Genomic DNA, 15,395 nt, shown 5'->3' on the forward strand with positions numbered 1-15,395 from the left:
TTCTAGAAAAGAAAAGTTTTATTCACTCTTTATATTTTATTTTATAACTTAAAAATATTTTTATAACAAAAATTTGATTATTTAAAATATTTTCATACATTAGTCAGGTAACTAAATTGATTTACAACTATAGTTTTACATAAAAGCCTGTAATATATTTTATAAACCTAAAACCTATTTAGATGAAAAAACTATTATTCACTTTATCAGCCATTTTTTTACTAAGCATTTACTCCAACGCGAAAGGACTTCCACCAGCTACAAAAAAAGAAAGCATCTTTGCTTGTCGTACTTTTACAATAGAAGTTAGTATTGGCTTTATTTCAGTTTCAACTGATGTAAGGATTTGTTGCGATCCAAACGGTTATGGTAGCTGGAATTGTTATTTCGTCAGCACTGACGGAGGAAACAAGAGTACAAAAGCAAATATCAGCAATGCTGTCAATGAAATTAAAAGAAAAACCGGCATTACCGACATTAAAGAAGTTCGGATTACAAAATCCTCAGAAGAAAAATTTGAGGACGGCAAAACATACATAGTCCAGAATACAGTTTACGAAGTTCAAGTAGACAAAAACAATTACTACATTATCCCTAAAATTATTAATAAATAAAAAGAATCTAATAATACACTTTAATTCATTATCAACACCATAGTTATGAAGAAAGCACTTCTCTTATTCATCATTATTCTTGGTTTCTTTTTATTCCTTTTTTTACTATTTAAAGATTCTGACATATTAAAAAACGTAAGAATCACAACCAAAGCGCAAGAATATAAAGAAGCTGAAAAATATGCATTTAAAAACAGTCCCTTTTATGACAAATACTATAAAGATGAAAATGTAATTGTATTAAATATTTGGGCCACATGGTGTGAACCCTGCATTGAAGAAATGCCACTATTGAATCGATTAAAAAAACAGTATTCTGACAAAAAGAACATTGTTTTTCTTTCACTTTCGACAGACAAGGATTCTGTAAAGATCAAATCATTCCTTTCCACAAGTAAATTTGATTTTGAAGATATCAGTTTAGAGAATTTCCCTTACAGGAAGTACATACTAAACCAATTAAACAGTAAAGAATCTATTTCAGATAATTATTTTATCAAAATAGATTCTGAAGAAATTCCGATTACTTATATTTTAAACAAGCAGAAAACGATTTATAGCTATAAAGGCAAAATAGACAGTGTAGACATTTACAATCGGATTGATTCTATTCTTAAATAATCAATCCTTACAAATCACAGTTATAATTTTGTCTTATACTCTTAAAACAGCCTAAAACAAAAAAAGCCCCTTAATAAGGGGCTTTTGTACTCAGAGCGGGACTTGAACCCACACGAACATTACTGTTCACTGGATTTTAAGTTCTGCAACCATATATATTTTTTAAAAAAATTAAAATTTGTTATTCTATATAAAGAGCTTCCCAAATGGCTTATTTTTTCTTTATCCAAAATACCACAACTTCACTGCAGCAACATGAAATTTTTCATTTAAAAAGCAATGCCAATTTCAGGTTATCTAATTAAATAACCTCATTATACCTGTGCTGAAATAATATCAACATTAGTAGCAAGCTTTAAATAATCAGTATCATTAGTGATAAGCTTATAATTATTCACTCTTGCCAATTCTAATATATAAGAATCATTAAAATCAACGGCTTTGAAATTATTAAAAATTGAACTACTATCTAACGCATTAAAATTGTCTCCAACAACAATAGCAAGTTTTAGGATTTTCTTAATCAAAATGGAAATCGTATCAACGGAATCTACATAATCCCTTGTCCCTACAAAATCTAATTTATAATTTTTTCCAACAAATTTATTTGTTGCGATCCATTGTTTGTAATCCCTCTTCAGCAACACATTCGCGAATTCAGATATTATCATAGATGTAATATAAATCGGCTTATCTTTTTGCAACACTTCATTAAAAAAAACTGAATATTCTTTCTGTTCTTTTTTATTCATACTTGCAACAGTCCCAAATAGAAGCAACCATATATTTGTATCAAAAAAAAATTGGTCACTAAAACCAATTTTAACGTCATTAATATTAATCGCGGCCATAGAAAGCATCATTAGAATTCTTTTCGAATCCTTCCCTATTTGAAAAGTATTCTTTTGCCCTTTTAATTACATCTTTGAAAAGTTTCAAATCTTCATTTTCAACATTTTCAAGTTTTAAATTTTCATTTAGGAATGCACTAGTATATTCCTTCTTACTATAAAGAGAACCGATAGCTGCGTTCAAGAAAGCCGTAATCATAATTCTAATTCCAGCAAAATCAAGCTCAACTTTTTCATTTTTTTGAAGATAAAAATCAATTTCTTCAAAAACTTTTTCACCATCTTCTGTTGAAACAGCTAATTCAGATTGAATTATATCTTTGATAATCAAGTGTTTCATGGTAAATTATTGATATTTTTCATTGGTGCAAAGGTATAAATTTAAAAAATATTATCAAAGTTTTCCTCTTCTTCTTTTAACCAGTAAACATTAGTATCATTAAAGTTAAATTTAATATTTACAATAGTCCCGTCAAAAACATAATTAAAGGTATTCATTTCGATTACCCCATTACGATATTCATAATATCCATTTGATGAAATTACCTGTATCATCCCTTTATTATGCATTATAAACTCAAAAATTATTGCTAACCCTAGACCGCCTGAAATAGTTCCTGTTTTTGTTGAATTCCCCTTAACCATTGCCCATTTAATAGCTTCTTCCGCAGATATATCTCTTTTTAGAAATAAAGAAACATTTTCTTTAATATTCATTCCTTTGTCAACTATTGTAAAATAAAGTGGGCGACCCTCTTTATTTGGATAATATTGCCCGCACGTATGGATAAATTCACATAACCCATGAGTTCTGGCATTTTCATATATTTCAAAAATATTCTGTACAATATTTTTACTAAGTTCTTTACTTACTGTCGGGAAATCGTTTCGATTTATAAGCTGAGTTGTTATATACTCTCTAAAACTTGTATCATCATTTGGAGTAAATTTTTTATACGTAATGGAAGTATCATGATAATCAATTACGGTGCTTAATCCAAACTTTAACAGAAATTCATTTTTACACAATATTGACATTACTCCATCGTTCATATTAACAACCGAAATAATATTTTTTTTTGTTTCTAAAATCTCAAATATAGCCCCAAGTAAAGCGCAGAGATTTGCTTCAATAAAAAAGACTTTCTTAAAATCAAAAACTATTAAACTATTATCAAAAACTTTTAGTTCATCTATAAGCATGATAAGATAATCATACCCCTCAAAATCACTATGAACAGATTTTGGCAAGTAAACCGTATGGGTAACCAAATTATTTTTCTTTTTGAAATTTATATTATCAAATATAATGAAAAAGGCTTACAATCAATTTATAATGAAAAGTTAATTAAAAAATCCAATAAGAGCATTACGGCAGGAACACCAAACACTCCATTGTTTTTTTTATGAGAAGAACTGCCTTAAACAAAAAAAGCCCCTTAATAAGGGGCTTTTGTACTCAGAGCGGGACTTGAACCCGCACGAACATTACTGTTCACTGGATTTTAAGTCCAGCGTGTCTACCAATTTCACCATCCGAGCATGGACTTTAATTTGAGCGAAAAACGGGGCTCGAACCCGCGACCTCGACCTTGGCAAGGTCGCGCTCTACCAACTGAGCTATTTTCGCATACTGTATTGATAAGAACTGCAACACTTGAACCGTATTGCGGATGCAAATTTAATACATTAATTCAATTATACAAGAACTTTTTTCAAAAAAGCATCAAGAAAAACATAACTTTCTGATAACGTAATCTTTAAAATCACATTACTTCTTTCCTAGCATTCTTTTGATTTCGTTAAGCTTCATCAGAGCTTCAACCGGAGTCAGCGTATTAATGTCTAAATTGAGTATTTCATCTTTTATTTCTTCTAAAAGCGGATCATCCAGATTAAAAATACTCAACTGCATTTCATCATTTGAAGATTTGGTACCGTTCAATGCTTCGCCCGAATGGTCTTTCTCCAGTTTTTTAAGCAGCTTCTGTGCTTTCTGGATTACCGTCTGTGGCATTCCTGCCATCTTAGCCACATGAATTCCAAAACTATGGGCACTTCCGCCTTTGATTAATTTACGGATAAAAAGCACCGTATCTTTTAGCTCTTTTACAGACACATTATAATTCTGGATACGCTCCAGGATTTCAGTCATCTCATTAAGCTCGTGATAGTGTGTCGCAAACAAAGTTTTTGGCCTGCCAGGATGCTCATGTAAATATTCTGCAATTGCCCAGGCGATTGAGATTCCATCATATGTGCTCGTTCCCCTGCCTATTTCATCCAAAAGCACCAAACTTCTGTCTGAAAGGTTGTTAAGAATAGAAGCCGTCTCATTCATTTCAACCATAAAAGTAGATTCGCCCATCGAAATATTATCCGACGCTCCTACTCTTGTAAAAATCTTATCGATAACGCCCATCCTAACGCTTTCTGCCGGCACAAAACTTCCCATTTGAGCCAACAGCACAATCAATGCCGTTTGGCGCAAAATAGCCGACTTACCCGACATGTTAGGCCCTGTAATCATGATTATCTGTTGGGTTTCCCTATCCAGATATACATCATTGGCTATATAGGGAACTCCAACCGGAAGCTGTTTTTCGATTACTGGGTGGCGACCGTTTTTTATATCCAATTCAAATGTCTCATCCAAAATCGGACATACATAATTATTTTCAATGGCCAGCTGCGTAAACGAAGCCAAACAATCCAATTGCGCAATCAAATTTGCATTCAGCTGCACGGGTTTTATATAAGTCGAAATCCAGATTACCAGTTGCTCAAAAAGCTGGCTTTCCAATTGATGGATTTTTTCTTCAGCTCCAAGAATCTTGGTTTCATATTCCTTTAATTCTTCCGTAATGTAACGTTCCGCATTGACCAAAGTCTGTTTACGGATCCATTCTGCCGGCACTTTATCTTTATGTGTGTTTCTGACTTCTATATAATAACCAAAGACATTATTGAAGGATATTTTCAAAGAAGAAATTCCTGTCTTTTCTGATTCGCGGAGTTCGATACCTTCAAGATATTCTTTTCCAGAAGTAGAAATGCTTCTCAGTTCATCCAATTCAGCATGCACGCCTTTGGCAATCGCATTTCCTTTGTTGATAGAAACAGGAGCCTCAGGATTTAAAGTCTCCTTGATTTTTTCTCTTAACAAATCACAGCTATTGAGACTGTCGCCTATCGTTCTAACAGACGTGTTTTTGCTTTCGAGTGCCAATGTTTTTATCGGAATAATAGCATCCAGCGACTCTTTCAGGTTTACAACTTCTCTTGGCGATACTTTTCCTGTGGCGATTTTTGAAATCAATCGTTCCAAATCTGAAATCTGCTTGATTTGCTGCTGAATACTTTTCAGCACATCATTATTTTCTTTTAGATACGAAACCACTTCATGGCGTCCTTTTATCTTATCGGCATCTTTTAGCGGCAAGGCCAACCAGCGTTTCAGAAGACGTCCGCCCATAGGAGAAAGTGTCCTGTCGATAACATCCAACAGCGTTACAGCATTCGGGTTATAGCTATGGTATAATTCTAAATTTCGGATTGTAAATCGGTCCATCCAGACATAAGCATCTTCAGCAATTCGTTGGATTGACGTAATATGCTGTACTTTATTATGCTGTGTTTCGGACAAATAATATAAAATAGCTCCCGATGCGATAATTCCTTCAGGCAATTCTTCGATTCCGAATCCTTTTAAGGAATTGGTCTGGAAATGTCCCGTTAGCGTTTCAAAAGCATAATCTTCTTTATAAACCCAATCTTCGAGATAAAAGTTATGGTAATCCTCTCCAAAAGCCTCTTTAAAGTCGGCCTTGTTCTGTTTTGGAACCAGCACTTCGCTCGGGCTAAAGTTTTGGAGCAGCTTGTCTATATATTCTTCATTTCCTTGAGCAGCCAGAAATTCTCCTGTAGAAACATCAAGAAATGAAATACCTATAATTCTTTTTCCAAAATAAATCGAAGCCAGGAAATTATTCGACTTCGACTGCAATACCTCATCATTCATAGAAACGCCGGGAGTCACCAATTCGGTAACACCTCGCTTCACGATGGTTTTTGTCATTTTTGGATCTTCAAGCTGGTCGCAAATCGCTACACGAAGTCCGGCTTTGACCAACTTCGGCAGGTACGTATTCAGGGAATGGTGCGGAAATCCAGCCAAAGCTGTTTCGGTTTCGGAGCCTGCTCCTCTTTTTGTGAGAACGATTCCTAATATTTTTGAAGCGCGTATCGCATCTTCTCCAAAAGTTTCATAAAAATCTCCTACTCTGAACAACAAACAGGCATCAGGATATTTCGCCTTTATCTCGTTGTATTGCTTCATTAACGGAGTTTCTTTCGGAGTTTTGTCTTTCGTGGCCAAGAGTATTCAGATTTTTAAATTATTTTTGCTAAAATAGAAAAACTAACAATATTGCATCCGCATTTATGAGAAAACTTGCCAACAGTGAATTAGAACGAAAAAGCATTGAAGATTTCAAACAGGCTGAAAAAACACCAATCATCATCATCCTGGATGACATTCGAAGTCTGCACAATATTGGTTCTGTTTTTAGGACAGCCGATGCTTTTTTGATTGAAAAAATCTATCTCTGTGGCATCACGGCAACTCCGCCTAATAAAGAAATCCATAAAACGGCTTTAGGCGCTACTGATACGGTTGCCTGGGAATATACCAAAGACGTATTGGAAGTTATTGATTCACTACAAAAAGAAAATATTTCCGTACTGGCCATTGAACAAGTGGAAAACTCCATCTCACTTCAGGAATTTGAACCAAAAAGCGGACAGAAATATGCTTTGGTTTTTGGAAACGAAGTAAAAGGAGTTTCGCAGGAAGCTATTAAAAAGTGTGAAGGAACGATAGAAATTCCACAATTGGGAACCAAACATTCGCTAAACATTTCTGTGAGTGCCGGAATTGTAGTATGGGATTTGTTCCAGAAACTGAACTACTAAAATTATACTGCCAAAGCCTTGCTTTCGATTTCATTTAAAATCTGAAGGTAATCGCTTTGGTTTTTGACAAAATCTTTATCCGAAACATCAATAATCAGGACATTCAAGTCTTTTTGGGATTTTATATAGTCCAAATATCCCCTGCTGATTTTATCCAGATATTCCGCAGGGATTTCCTGCTCATACGAACGTCCTCTTTTTTTGATATTTTCTAACAGCCTGTCCGTATTCTGATAAAGATACACATACAAATCTGGCTTTTTCATCTCCTTATAGATGATATCGAAAAGCGTTTTATACAAACGATATTCATCTTCACCCAAAGTAACTTTGGCGAAAATCAGGGATTTAAAAATATGGTAGTCAGCAACGATAAAGTCTTTAAACAAGTCAAATTGCGCCAAATCTTGTGATAATTGCTGGTATCTGTCGGCCAAAAAAGACATTTCTAAAGGGAAAGCATATCTTGCCTGGTCTTTATAGAATTTTGGCAAAAAAGGATTGTCTGCAAAACCTTCTAAAACGGTCTTGGCATTAAAATCTTCAGCAATTTTATGAGCCAATGTTGTTTTTCCCGCACCAATATTCCCTTCGATGGCAATGTAATTGAATTGGTCAAAATGATAAATTGCTACCGGGGATTTTAAATTGGAAATCACTTTACAATCAGAATCGTCCTGGCAATCTCTCAATAATTCGATAACATTTTTCTGCAATATGGGATGTACAAAATCCGATTTCAAGTCGTCCATCGGCAGCAGCACAAATTTCCTGTCAGCCATACGCGGATGCGGCACTGTCAGATTTTCGGTATCGATTATTTCTTCGTTGAAACTTATGATATCAATGTCAATAGTTCGCGATTGATAACCTATTGTTTTGTTTCTGATTCTTCCCAAATGAAGCTCAGCACTGAGAATTTCATCCAAAAGCACCGAAGACTCTTTGCAGGTATGTACCAAAACGGCACAATTATAAAATGCATCGCCCTCGAATCCCCAAGCCGGTGTTTCGTAAAGCCTGGAAACTTTCACGACAGTTGCAATCTCACTGTGAATCAAATCAATAGCCTGCTGTATATGCTGAAGCCTGTCTCCTTGATTGCTTCCGATCGATAATATGGCTTGGTGCTGCATTTTCATAGACTGCAAATTAAGGAAAAGTATTTCACACAAAAGCACATTTTTAAGTTGCAACCTGAAATTATTCCACCGAAATTTGTAACTTTTCCAATATATAAGTGACCTATAAAGAAATAACAATACTATGAATTTTTTAAAGAACATCTTTTCAACCGTACTCGGCTTATTTGTTTTCTTATTTATCCTTTTCTTCGGATTCATAATCTTTGCTGCTTTGTTTGGTAATAAAGACAAAACGGTAACCGTAAAAGACAATTCCGTAATCGAACTCAACCTCGAAGAAGTTACCAACGATTATGCGGGGAAATTTTTATACGAAGATTTCGAATTCCTGAATGAAGAAAAAACAAATGGGCTTTCTGACGTTATCAATGCTATTGATGCAGCAAAAACAGATAGCAAAATCAAAGGAATTTCAATACTAAACAACATTTCGCTATTGGGAATGGCACAAAGCAAAGCACTTCGTGACAAATTGGAAGACTTTAAAAAGTCTGGAAAATTTGTCGTGGCCTATGCGAATTCTTATACTCAAAAAGAATATTACCTTAATTCTGTTGCCGACACGGTTTACCTTAATCCTGTAGGAGAAATGGATTTCAAGGGACTTTCTTCCGAAGTGATGTTCTACAAAGATTTTCAGGAAAAAACAGGCGTTAAAATGGAAGTTATCCGTCATGGAAAATACAAAAGTGCCGTGGAACCTTATTTGGCTAACGAAATGAGTGAGGCCAATCGTGAGCAGATTTCTGCTTTATTGAATTCTGTCTGGAATTCTGTAGTTGCCGACATTTCAAAAAGCAGAAAAATTTCCGTTGAACGACTGAATGAAATCGCAAATGGTCTGCTAGCCAGAACTCCTGAAATGGCAAAAACAGAAAAACTTATCGACAAGATTGCTTATGAAGACGAATATCATGATGCCATCCGTAAAGCGTTAAAAGTCAAAAAAGACGAAGAGTACAACACGGTAAGCATTATTGATTATGCTCATAAAAACTCAACAACAGGAAAAAAACCTAGTACAGACAATACTATCGCTATAATCTACGCACAAGGAACCATACTTGGCGGAGAAGGCGATGTAAATATTATTGGCGAAGGTTCTATAAGAAGATCTTTACAAGAAGCCCGAAAAGATAAAAAAGTAAAAGCTATTGTATTGAGAATTGACAGTCCGGGTGGTAGCGCATTGACTTCAGATTTAATTTGGAGAGAAATCGAATTGACCAAAAAAGTAAAACCGATAGTTGTTTCTATGGGTAATGTTGCCGCATCTGGTGGATATTATATTGCCTGCAATGCCAACAAAATTTTTGCTGAAGAAACAACAATTACAGGATCGATTGGAGTTTTCGGAACATTGCCAAACATCACAAAACTGACAAACAACATCGGAATCCACACGCAACAAGTTAAAACGCACCAGAATGCAGCCGGATACAGTATTTTCACACCTTTGGATGAAGGCACAAAAGAAACAATCCAAGAAAGCGTGGAAAATATCTACAAAGTTTTTGTAGGACGTGTTGCAACAGGAAGAAATATGAAATTCGAAGCTGTTGATTCAATAGCGCAAGGAAGAGTATGGACTGGAGCTGATGCTTTAAAAATTGGACTGGTAGATAAAATCGGCGGTATGGGCGATGCGCTTAAAGAAGCAGCAAAACTAGCCAACATTAAAGAATACAAAACAGCCGATTTCCCATCATACGAGAAGAAATTTGGTGATTTCTTTGGCGGAATGCCTTTCATGCAATCCAAAGAAAGCTTTATCAAAGAAGAAGTTGGCGAAGAGAACTACCAAATGATTGAGCAAATTAGAAGAATGAGTGCCCAGAAAGGAATGCAGGCATTGCTACCTTATGAAATCAACATAAAATAATTGTCAAATATAAATAACAATCAAATCAGGGCTCAGTCCCTGATTTTTTTTATTCAGACATTTCTTAAGGACTTTCAAATTGAAAAATTCGTTATTTATGCTTTTGTTAAGCCTTTTGGTTTAATTTTTGTTATAATTTCGCTAAATAAACGATTTTCTTATGTTAAAAAAGATTCTGAAAGGCATCGGTATATTTTTACTGGTAGTCATCATAGTATTGGCAGCTGCTCCATTTTTGTTTAAAGACAAAATCCAGCAATTAGTTTTGAAATCTATTAATGAGAAAGTGGATGCAAAAGTGGCATTTGAGGATGTACACTTAAGCCTATTTAAAAGCTTTCCACGCGCCAATGTTACTATTGATAAACTAGCCATTATTAACAAAGCTCCTTTTGAAGGCGATACGCTTCTTTATTCCGGAGAAGTAAACCTGAAAATGTCTGTTAAAGAACTTTTTAAAAGTGAAGGCGAGCCGATGAATATCGAATCGTTTTCTTCTACTAATGGCGTAGTCAACATCCTTTTTGATAAAAACGGAATTGGCAACTTTGATATCGCCATAAAAGACGATAAAGAAAAAAAGGATGATTCACAAAGCAAGCCTTTTGCCATGAACATTCAGAACTACGAAATACAAAATCTGCGTTTTACATACTTTGATGAACGTTCTAAAGTAAAAATGGTCATCGACAGTCTGAACCATACCGGAAAAGGAAATTTTGCTGCTTCAAAATTAGACCTGACTACAAAAACCACAGCAAAAGTCTCTTTGGATATGGACAAGACCAATTACATGAAAAATGTCAAATTGGACTTGGATGCAGTATTGGGAATTGACCTTGAAAACAGCAAATATACTTTCAAAGACAACAAGGCGCTGATCAATCAATTGCCTTTGGAATTTGACGGTTTCATCCAACTTGTAGACGCCGGACAGGAATACGACCTGACTTTTAAAACTCCGACTTCTTCATTCAAGAATTTCCTTGGTGTTATTCCTGAGGCTTATGCCGGAAATCTGAATACCGTAAAAACTACAGGAGACTTTAAAGTTTCTGGTTTTGCAAAAGGATTATACAGCGATAAAACCATTCCTAAATTCAATTTGGCTATTGCATCAAACAATGCCTCGTTTAAATATCCTGACCTTCCAAAATCTGTTGAAAATATTGTAATCGATACCAAAATTATCAACGAAACCGGAAATTTGAATGACACTTATGTCAATCTGGACAAACTTTCGTTCAGAATTGACCAGGATGTTTTCAATGTACAGGCCAATGTAAAAAATATAGTTGAAAATCCTTTGGTAGATGCCAAGTTAAAAGGAACTGTCAATCTTGGAAATGTATCCAAAGCCTATCCGGTAAAACTGGATACGCCGCTTTCTGGAATATTAAAAGCCGATGTTGAAACAAAATTTGACATGAAATCTGTCGAAGCCAATCAATACCAAAACATTCAGGCTATGGGTAATGCGAGCATTACCGGATTCAAATATGTCGATGCGGATAAAAAAACATATACAATCAATACGGCCGCGGCTCAGTTTTCGAACCAAAAGATCAATCTGCAGCAATTGGACATGACTACTGGAAAAACGGACTTGAAGGTAAATGGAGTTCTGGAAAATTTCTTGGGATATGCTTTCAAAAACCAGGAATTGAGAGGAAACTTCACCATGAAATCTAACCAGTTCTTAGTTTCAGACTTTATGTCGAAAACAGAAACTACGGTCAACAACAAGACAGTAACTACAGAAGCTGTCAAGATTCCAAAACTTTTGAATGTCACGCTGAACGCTTCTGCAAATACTGTTGTTTATGACAATCTGAATCTTAAAGACGTATCTGGAAAAATCATAGTAAAGGACGAAGCTGTTTCATTGCAAAACCTGAAAACTTCAATCTTTAACGGATTGATAACCGCTACCGGAGACGTTTCTACCAAAGGCAAAGTACCAACATTTGATATGAATCTTGGACTAACCACTGTTGACATCAACCAGACATTTACGCAGCTGGACATGATGAAAAAGATTGCACCGATTGCAGACGCTATTAACGGAAAATTGAATTCGACTATCAAACTGTCTGGTAATCTGGATGCCAAAACCATGTCGCCGGATCTGAATACACTGTCTGGCGATCTTTTTGGACAGCTATTGTCAACTACAATAAATGCGAAGAATTCTACCGTATTGAACAAACTTGATGAAAAAGTAAAATTTATCGATTTGCAAAAATTAAACCTGAACGACTTAAAAGCAAACCTTACCTTTAAAGACGGAAAAGTCAACGTAAAGCCTTTTGATATCAAATACCAGGACATTAAGATTAATGTTGGCGGACAGCATGGTTTTGACCAGTCGATGAATTACAACCTGAAATTTGATGTTCCTGCAAAATACTTAGGAAATGATGCCAATAAGCTAATCGCAAAATTGACACCGGCTGAAGCCAATAAATTGGAAAACATTCCTGTTACGGCAATTCTTTCCGGTAATTTCAAAAACCCTAAAGTCTCTACGGATATTGAACAGGCTGTTACCAAACTGGCAAACCAGTTAGTAAAAGCTGAAAAAGACAAGTTGGTTACCAAAGGAACCAGTGCTCTGGAAAATCTTCTTGGAGGTAACAAAAAAGATACAACAAAAACGCAGACACCTGCCACTAAAGAAGATGTAAAGACAAAAGTATCTGAAGGAATCAAAGGACTTTTTAATAAGAAGAAAAAAGAATAGTCAACCTTTAAATAAATAAAAAACCACCCTGGCAGGGTGGTTTTTTATTTATTATTTTCATTTACGAAATATTCATTCCAATAACATAACCTTCATAACTACGGACATTTAAAACGGTTCCATCTTCAAAAATCAGATATTGTCCTTTTACGCCTATTAATCGACCTTCATAGTTTGGAGTTTTCTCCAGATTTAGTCCTGTGACTTTTTTTGGAAACCTTAATACCGGATATTTCATTACAAAATGCTCGTTCAGGTCGGTATTGAAATAAGGTCGGACTTCTTCCGGCAGTCTTTCAAAAATACGCGCCCTTTCAGCTATCAAATCCAGTGAAACCACTTCATTCTGCAACATCTTACGCCAATTGGTCTTATCTACGAAATGATTTTTAAGAGCAACTTCTGTAATTCCAGCCAGATAACGGTTTGGAACCTCAACAATAGAAATGGCTTCGTCAGCGCCCTGATCGATCCAACGGGTAGGAACCTGCGTTTTTCTCGTCACTCCTACTTTTATCTCACTCGACAAAGCAAGATATACAATGTGCGGTTGCAATTGTACTCGGGTTTCATAATCCAAGTCTCTGTCTGCAATGCCCAAATGTGCCGTACTAAGTTCCGGTCTCATGATCCAGTCTCCTACTGCCGGACTGCTATAAAAACAATCATAACAGAAACCCTGGCGGAAGATTTTTTTCTTTTTAGAACAGTTAAGACATTGGTAGCCTAAAAAGCTTATCTCTATCTTCTTGTCAAGAGCCTGATTTACATTCAGGAAGCTGTTTTCAAAAGTCATATAATATTGAATCGGACTTGCAAATTCCGTTTCCATCTTAGTAAGAACCCCTTCGTATTGCATTATATTTTTCAGATTTAAGTTGAGGCGATTGCTTTATAGTCAGAAATACTTGACTTTCGACTATTTTTTTTATTTTTGGTAAAGTTAGAATTCATAACTCATAAATCATAACTCAAACCTAAAAAATGGCGTTACCCATAATCAATTCGGTGGCAACATGGATTTTTAAAAAAAGAATCCATCAGATTGAATTATTCCTGAAATATCCCAATGAAGTCCAGGAAGAGTTGCTTCTGAACTTGATACGTGCTTCTGAGCAGACTATCATTGGCAGGCAATATGGTTTTTCTTCCATAAAGTCGTATCAGGAATTTACCGAAAGAGTTCCTGTTTCTACCTATGAAGATTTGGAGCCTTTAATTGAAAGAACAAGAAAAGGGGAACAAAATGTTTTCTGGAATACTCCTATAAAATGGTTTGCCAAATCAAGCGGAACGACCAATGCCAAAAGCAAATTCATTCCGGTAAGCACTGAAGCATTAGAAAATTGCCATTATAAGGCCGGAAAAGATTTATTGAGTTTATATCTTAACAATAATGAAGAATCACAATTGTTTACCGGCAAAAGCCTTCGCCTTGGCGGTAGCAAGCAATTGTATGAGGACAACAATACTTTTTTTGGAGATCTGTCTGCTATCCTGATCGACAATATGCCAATTTGGGCTGAATTTAGCAGTACGCCAAGTAACAAAGTTTCCTTGATGAGCGAATGGGAAACCAAAATTCCCGCTATCATCAATGAAACAATTCATGAAAACGTAACCAGTTTTGCCGGAGTTCCTTCCTGGATGCTTGTCCTGATGAACAAAACGCTGGAAGCAACCGGAAAGTCAAATCTGCTCGAAATCTGGCCTAACCTTGAAGTCTATTTCCACGGAGGCGTAAGTTTTGAGCCTTACCGCGAACAATACAAAAAAATCCTCCCTAACTCAGAATTCCAATATTACGAAATCTACAATGCGTCTGAAGGATTTTTTGCCATCCAAGATCTTAACAATTCAAGCGACCTGTTATTGATGCTTGATTATGGAATATTCTATGAATTTATTCCGATGGATACTTTTGGAACTCCGGAACAAAAAACCATCAGGCTGTCTGAAGTAGAATTAGATAAAAATTACGCTATTGTCATCACTACCAATGCCGGATTATGGCGCTATATGGTTGGCGATACTGTCCGATTTACTTCTTTAAATCCCTATAGGATCCGTGTGAGCGGCAGAACCAAACATCATATTAATGTTTTTGGAGAAGAACTTATCGTCGAAAATACGGATAAGGCAATTGCCAAAGCCTGTAAACTAACCAACACTGAGGTTATTGATTATACCGTAGCTCCGGTTTTTATGGAAGGTAGGGAAAAAGGCGCGCACGAATGGATGATCGAATTTAAAAATGATCCTGAAAACATCGCCCATTTCAGGCAGATTTTAGATGATACGCTACAGTCTCTAAATTCAGACTACGAGGCAAAACGCCACAACAATATGACCTTGAATCCGTTAATTATTAACGTAGCCAGGACAAACTTATTCTACGATTGGCTAAAGGAGCAGGATAAGTTAGGCGGACAACACAAAATTCCGAGACTTTCCAACCAAAGGAGCTATCTGGAAGAATTAAAGTCCATGCAACATTCTATAAGTACATAATTAAGATTTCTTGCCCATTCAAAATCCGGCAAAAGTGTTAAAGTTGTTTTGTCC

The 15,395-nt window shown here is 35.6% G+C and carries 12 protein-coding genes and 2 tRNA genes; 6 read left to right on the forward strand and 8 right to left on the reverse strand.

All coding sequences use genetic code 11. From position 1 onward, the window contains the following. The first annotated feature begins 182 nt into the window (after positions 1-182). A complete protein-coding gene (locus tag ABH942_RS02955) occupies positions 183-614 on the forward strand; it encodes a hypothetical protein (protein ID WP_370029508.1) in 432 nt (143 codons plus the stop codon). A gap of 45 nt (positions 615-659) precedes the next feature. Beyond that, complete coding sequence (locus ABH942_RS02960) at positions 660-1,235, forward strand: thioredoxin-like domain-containing protein (RefSeq protein WP_370029509.1); 576 nt, start codon at positions 660-662, stop codon at positions 1,233-1,235. Positions 1,236-1,549: 314 nt separating this feature from the next. Here ABH942_RS02960 and ABH942_RS02965 read toward each other — a convergent pair whose 3' ends face one another. The 6 genes from ABH942_RS02965 to mutS form a co-directional block, all read right to left on the reverse strand. Then, on the reverse strand, positions 1,550-2,086 hold the full coding sequence (locus tag ABH942_RS02965) for a PIN domain-containing protein (protein ID WP_370029510.1): 537 nt from the start codon (positions 2,084-2,086) through the stop codon (positions 1,550-1,552). Further along, positions 2,073-2,426, reverse strand: a complete 354-nt coding sequence (locus ABH942_RS02970; protein WP_370029511.1) for an STAS-like domain-containing protein — start codon at positions 2,424-2,426, stop codon at positions 2,073-2,075. The genes ABH942_RS02965 and ABH942_RS02970 overlap by 14 nt, the downstream gene beginning before the upstream one ends. Before the next feature lie 41 nt (positions 2,427-2,467). Beyond that, positions 2,468-3,358, reverse strand: coding sequence for a hypothetical protein (locus ABH942_RS02975; protein ID WP_370029512.1), 891 nt, complete (start codon positions 3,356-3,358; stop codon positions 2,468-2,470). Between the two features lie 184 nt (positions 3,359-3,542). After that, positions 3,543-3,628: transfer RNA gene (locus tag ABH942_RS02980), tRNA-Leu, on the reverse strand. 15 nt (positions 3,629-3,643) lie between these two features. Then, a tRNA-Gly gene (locus ABH942_RS02985) sits at positions 3,644-3,716 on the reverse strand. A gap of 141 nt (positions 3,717-3,857) precedes the next feature. After that, positions 3,858-6,464: a DNA mismatch repair protein MutS gene (gene mutS / locus ABH942_RS02990; protein ID WP_370029513.1), complete on the reverse strand. Its 2,607-nt coding sequence runs from the start codon at positions 6,462-6,464 to the stop codon at positions 3,858-3,860. A 65-nt stretch (positions 6,465-6,529) separates the two neighbouring features. Here mutS and ABH942_RS02995 point away from each other — a divergent pair, with 65 nt between their 5' ends. Next, positions 6,530-7,060 carry an RNA methyltransferase gene (locus ABH942_RS02995; RefSeq protein ID WP_370029514.1) on the forward strand — a complete coding sequence of 177 codons (531 nt, stop codon included), beginning with the start codon at positions 6,530-6,532 and terminating at the stop codon, positions 7,058-7,060. 2 nt (positions 7,061-7,062) lie between these two features. Here the strand turns inward: ABH942_RS02995 and folK are convergent, their stop codons facing one another. Next, positions 7,063-8,202: a 2-amino-4-hydroxy-6-hydroxymethyldihydropteridine diphosphokinase gene (gene folK / locus ABH942_RS03000; protein WP_370029515.1), complete on the reverse strand. Its 1,140-nt coding sequence runs from the start codon at positions 8,200-8,202 to the stop codon at positions 7,063-7,065. A gap of 124 nt (positions 8,203-8,326) precedes the next feature. Here folK and sppA point away from each other — a divergent pair, with 124 nt between their 5' ends. Both sppA and ABH942_RS03010 read left to right on the forward strand, forming a co-directional pair. Further along, positions 8,327-10,087, forward strand: coding sequence for a signal peptide peptidase SppA (sppA, locus tag ABH942_RS03005; protein ID WP_370029516.1), 1,761 nt, complete (start codon positions 8,327-8,329; stop codon positions 10,085-10,087). 160 nt (positions 10,088-10,247) lie between these two features. Continuing rightward, positions 10,248-12,830, forward strand: a complete 2,583-nt coding sequence (locus ABH942_RS03010; protein ID WP_370029517.1) for an AsmA-like C-terminal region-containing protein — start codon at positions 10,248-10,250, stop codon at positions 12,828-12,830. Positions 12,831-12,891: 61 nt separating this feature from the next. Here ABH942_RS03010 and ABH942_RS03015 read toward each other — a convergent pair whose 3' ends face one another. Beyond that, positions 12,892-13,689 carry a DUF2797 domain-containing protein gene (locus ABH942_RS03015; protein WP_370029518.1) on the reverse strand — a complete coding sequence of 266 codons (798 nt, stop codon included), beginning with the start codon at positions 13,687-13,689 and terminating at the stop codon, positions 12,892-12,894. 125 nt (positions 13,690-13,814) lie between these two features. Between ABH942_RS03015 and ABH942_RS03020 the strand changes: the two genes are divergently transcribed. Further along, positions 13,815-15,341 carry a GH3 auxin-responsive promoter family protein gene (locus ABH942_RS03020; protein WP_370029519.1) on the forward strand — a complete coding sequence of 509 codons (1,527 nt, stop codon included), beginning with the start codon at positions 13,815-13,817 and terminating at the stop codon, positions 15,339-15,341. The last annotated feature ends 54 nt before the right edge of the window (positions 15,342-15,395 follow it).

Origin of the sequence: Flavobacterium sp. 28YEA47A (assembly GCF_041262125.1) — a bacterium.
Classification (GTDB): Bacteria; Bacteroidota; Bacteroidia; order Flavobacteriales; family Flavobacteriaceae; genus Flavobacterium.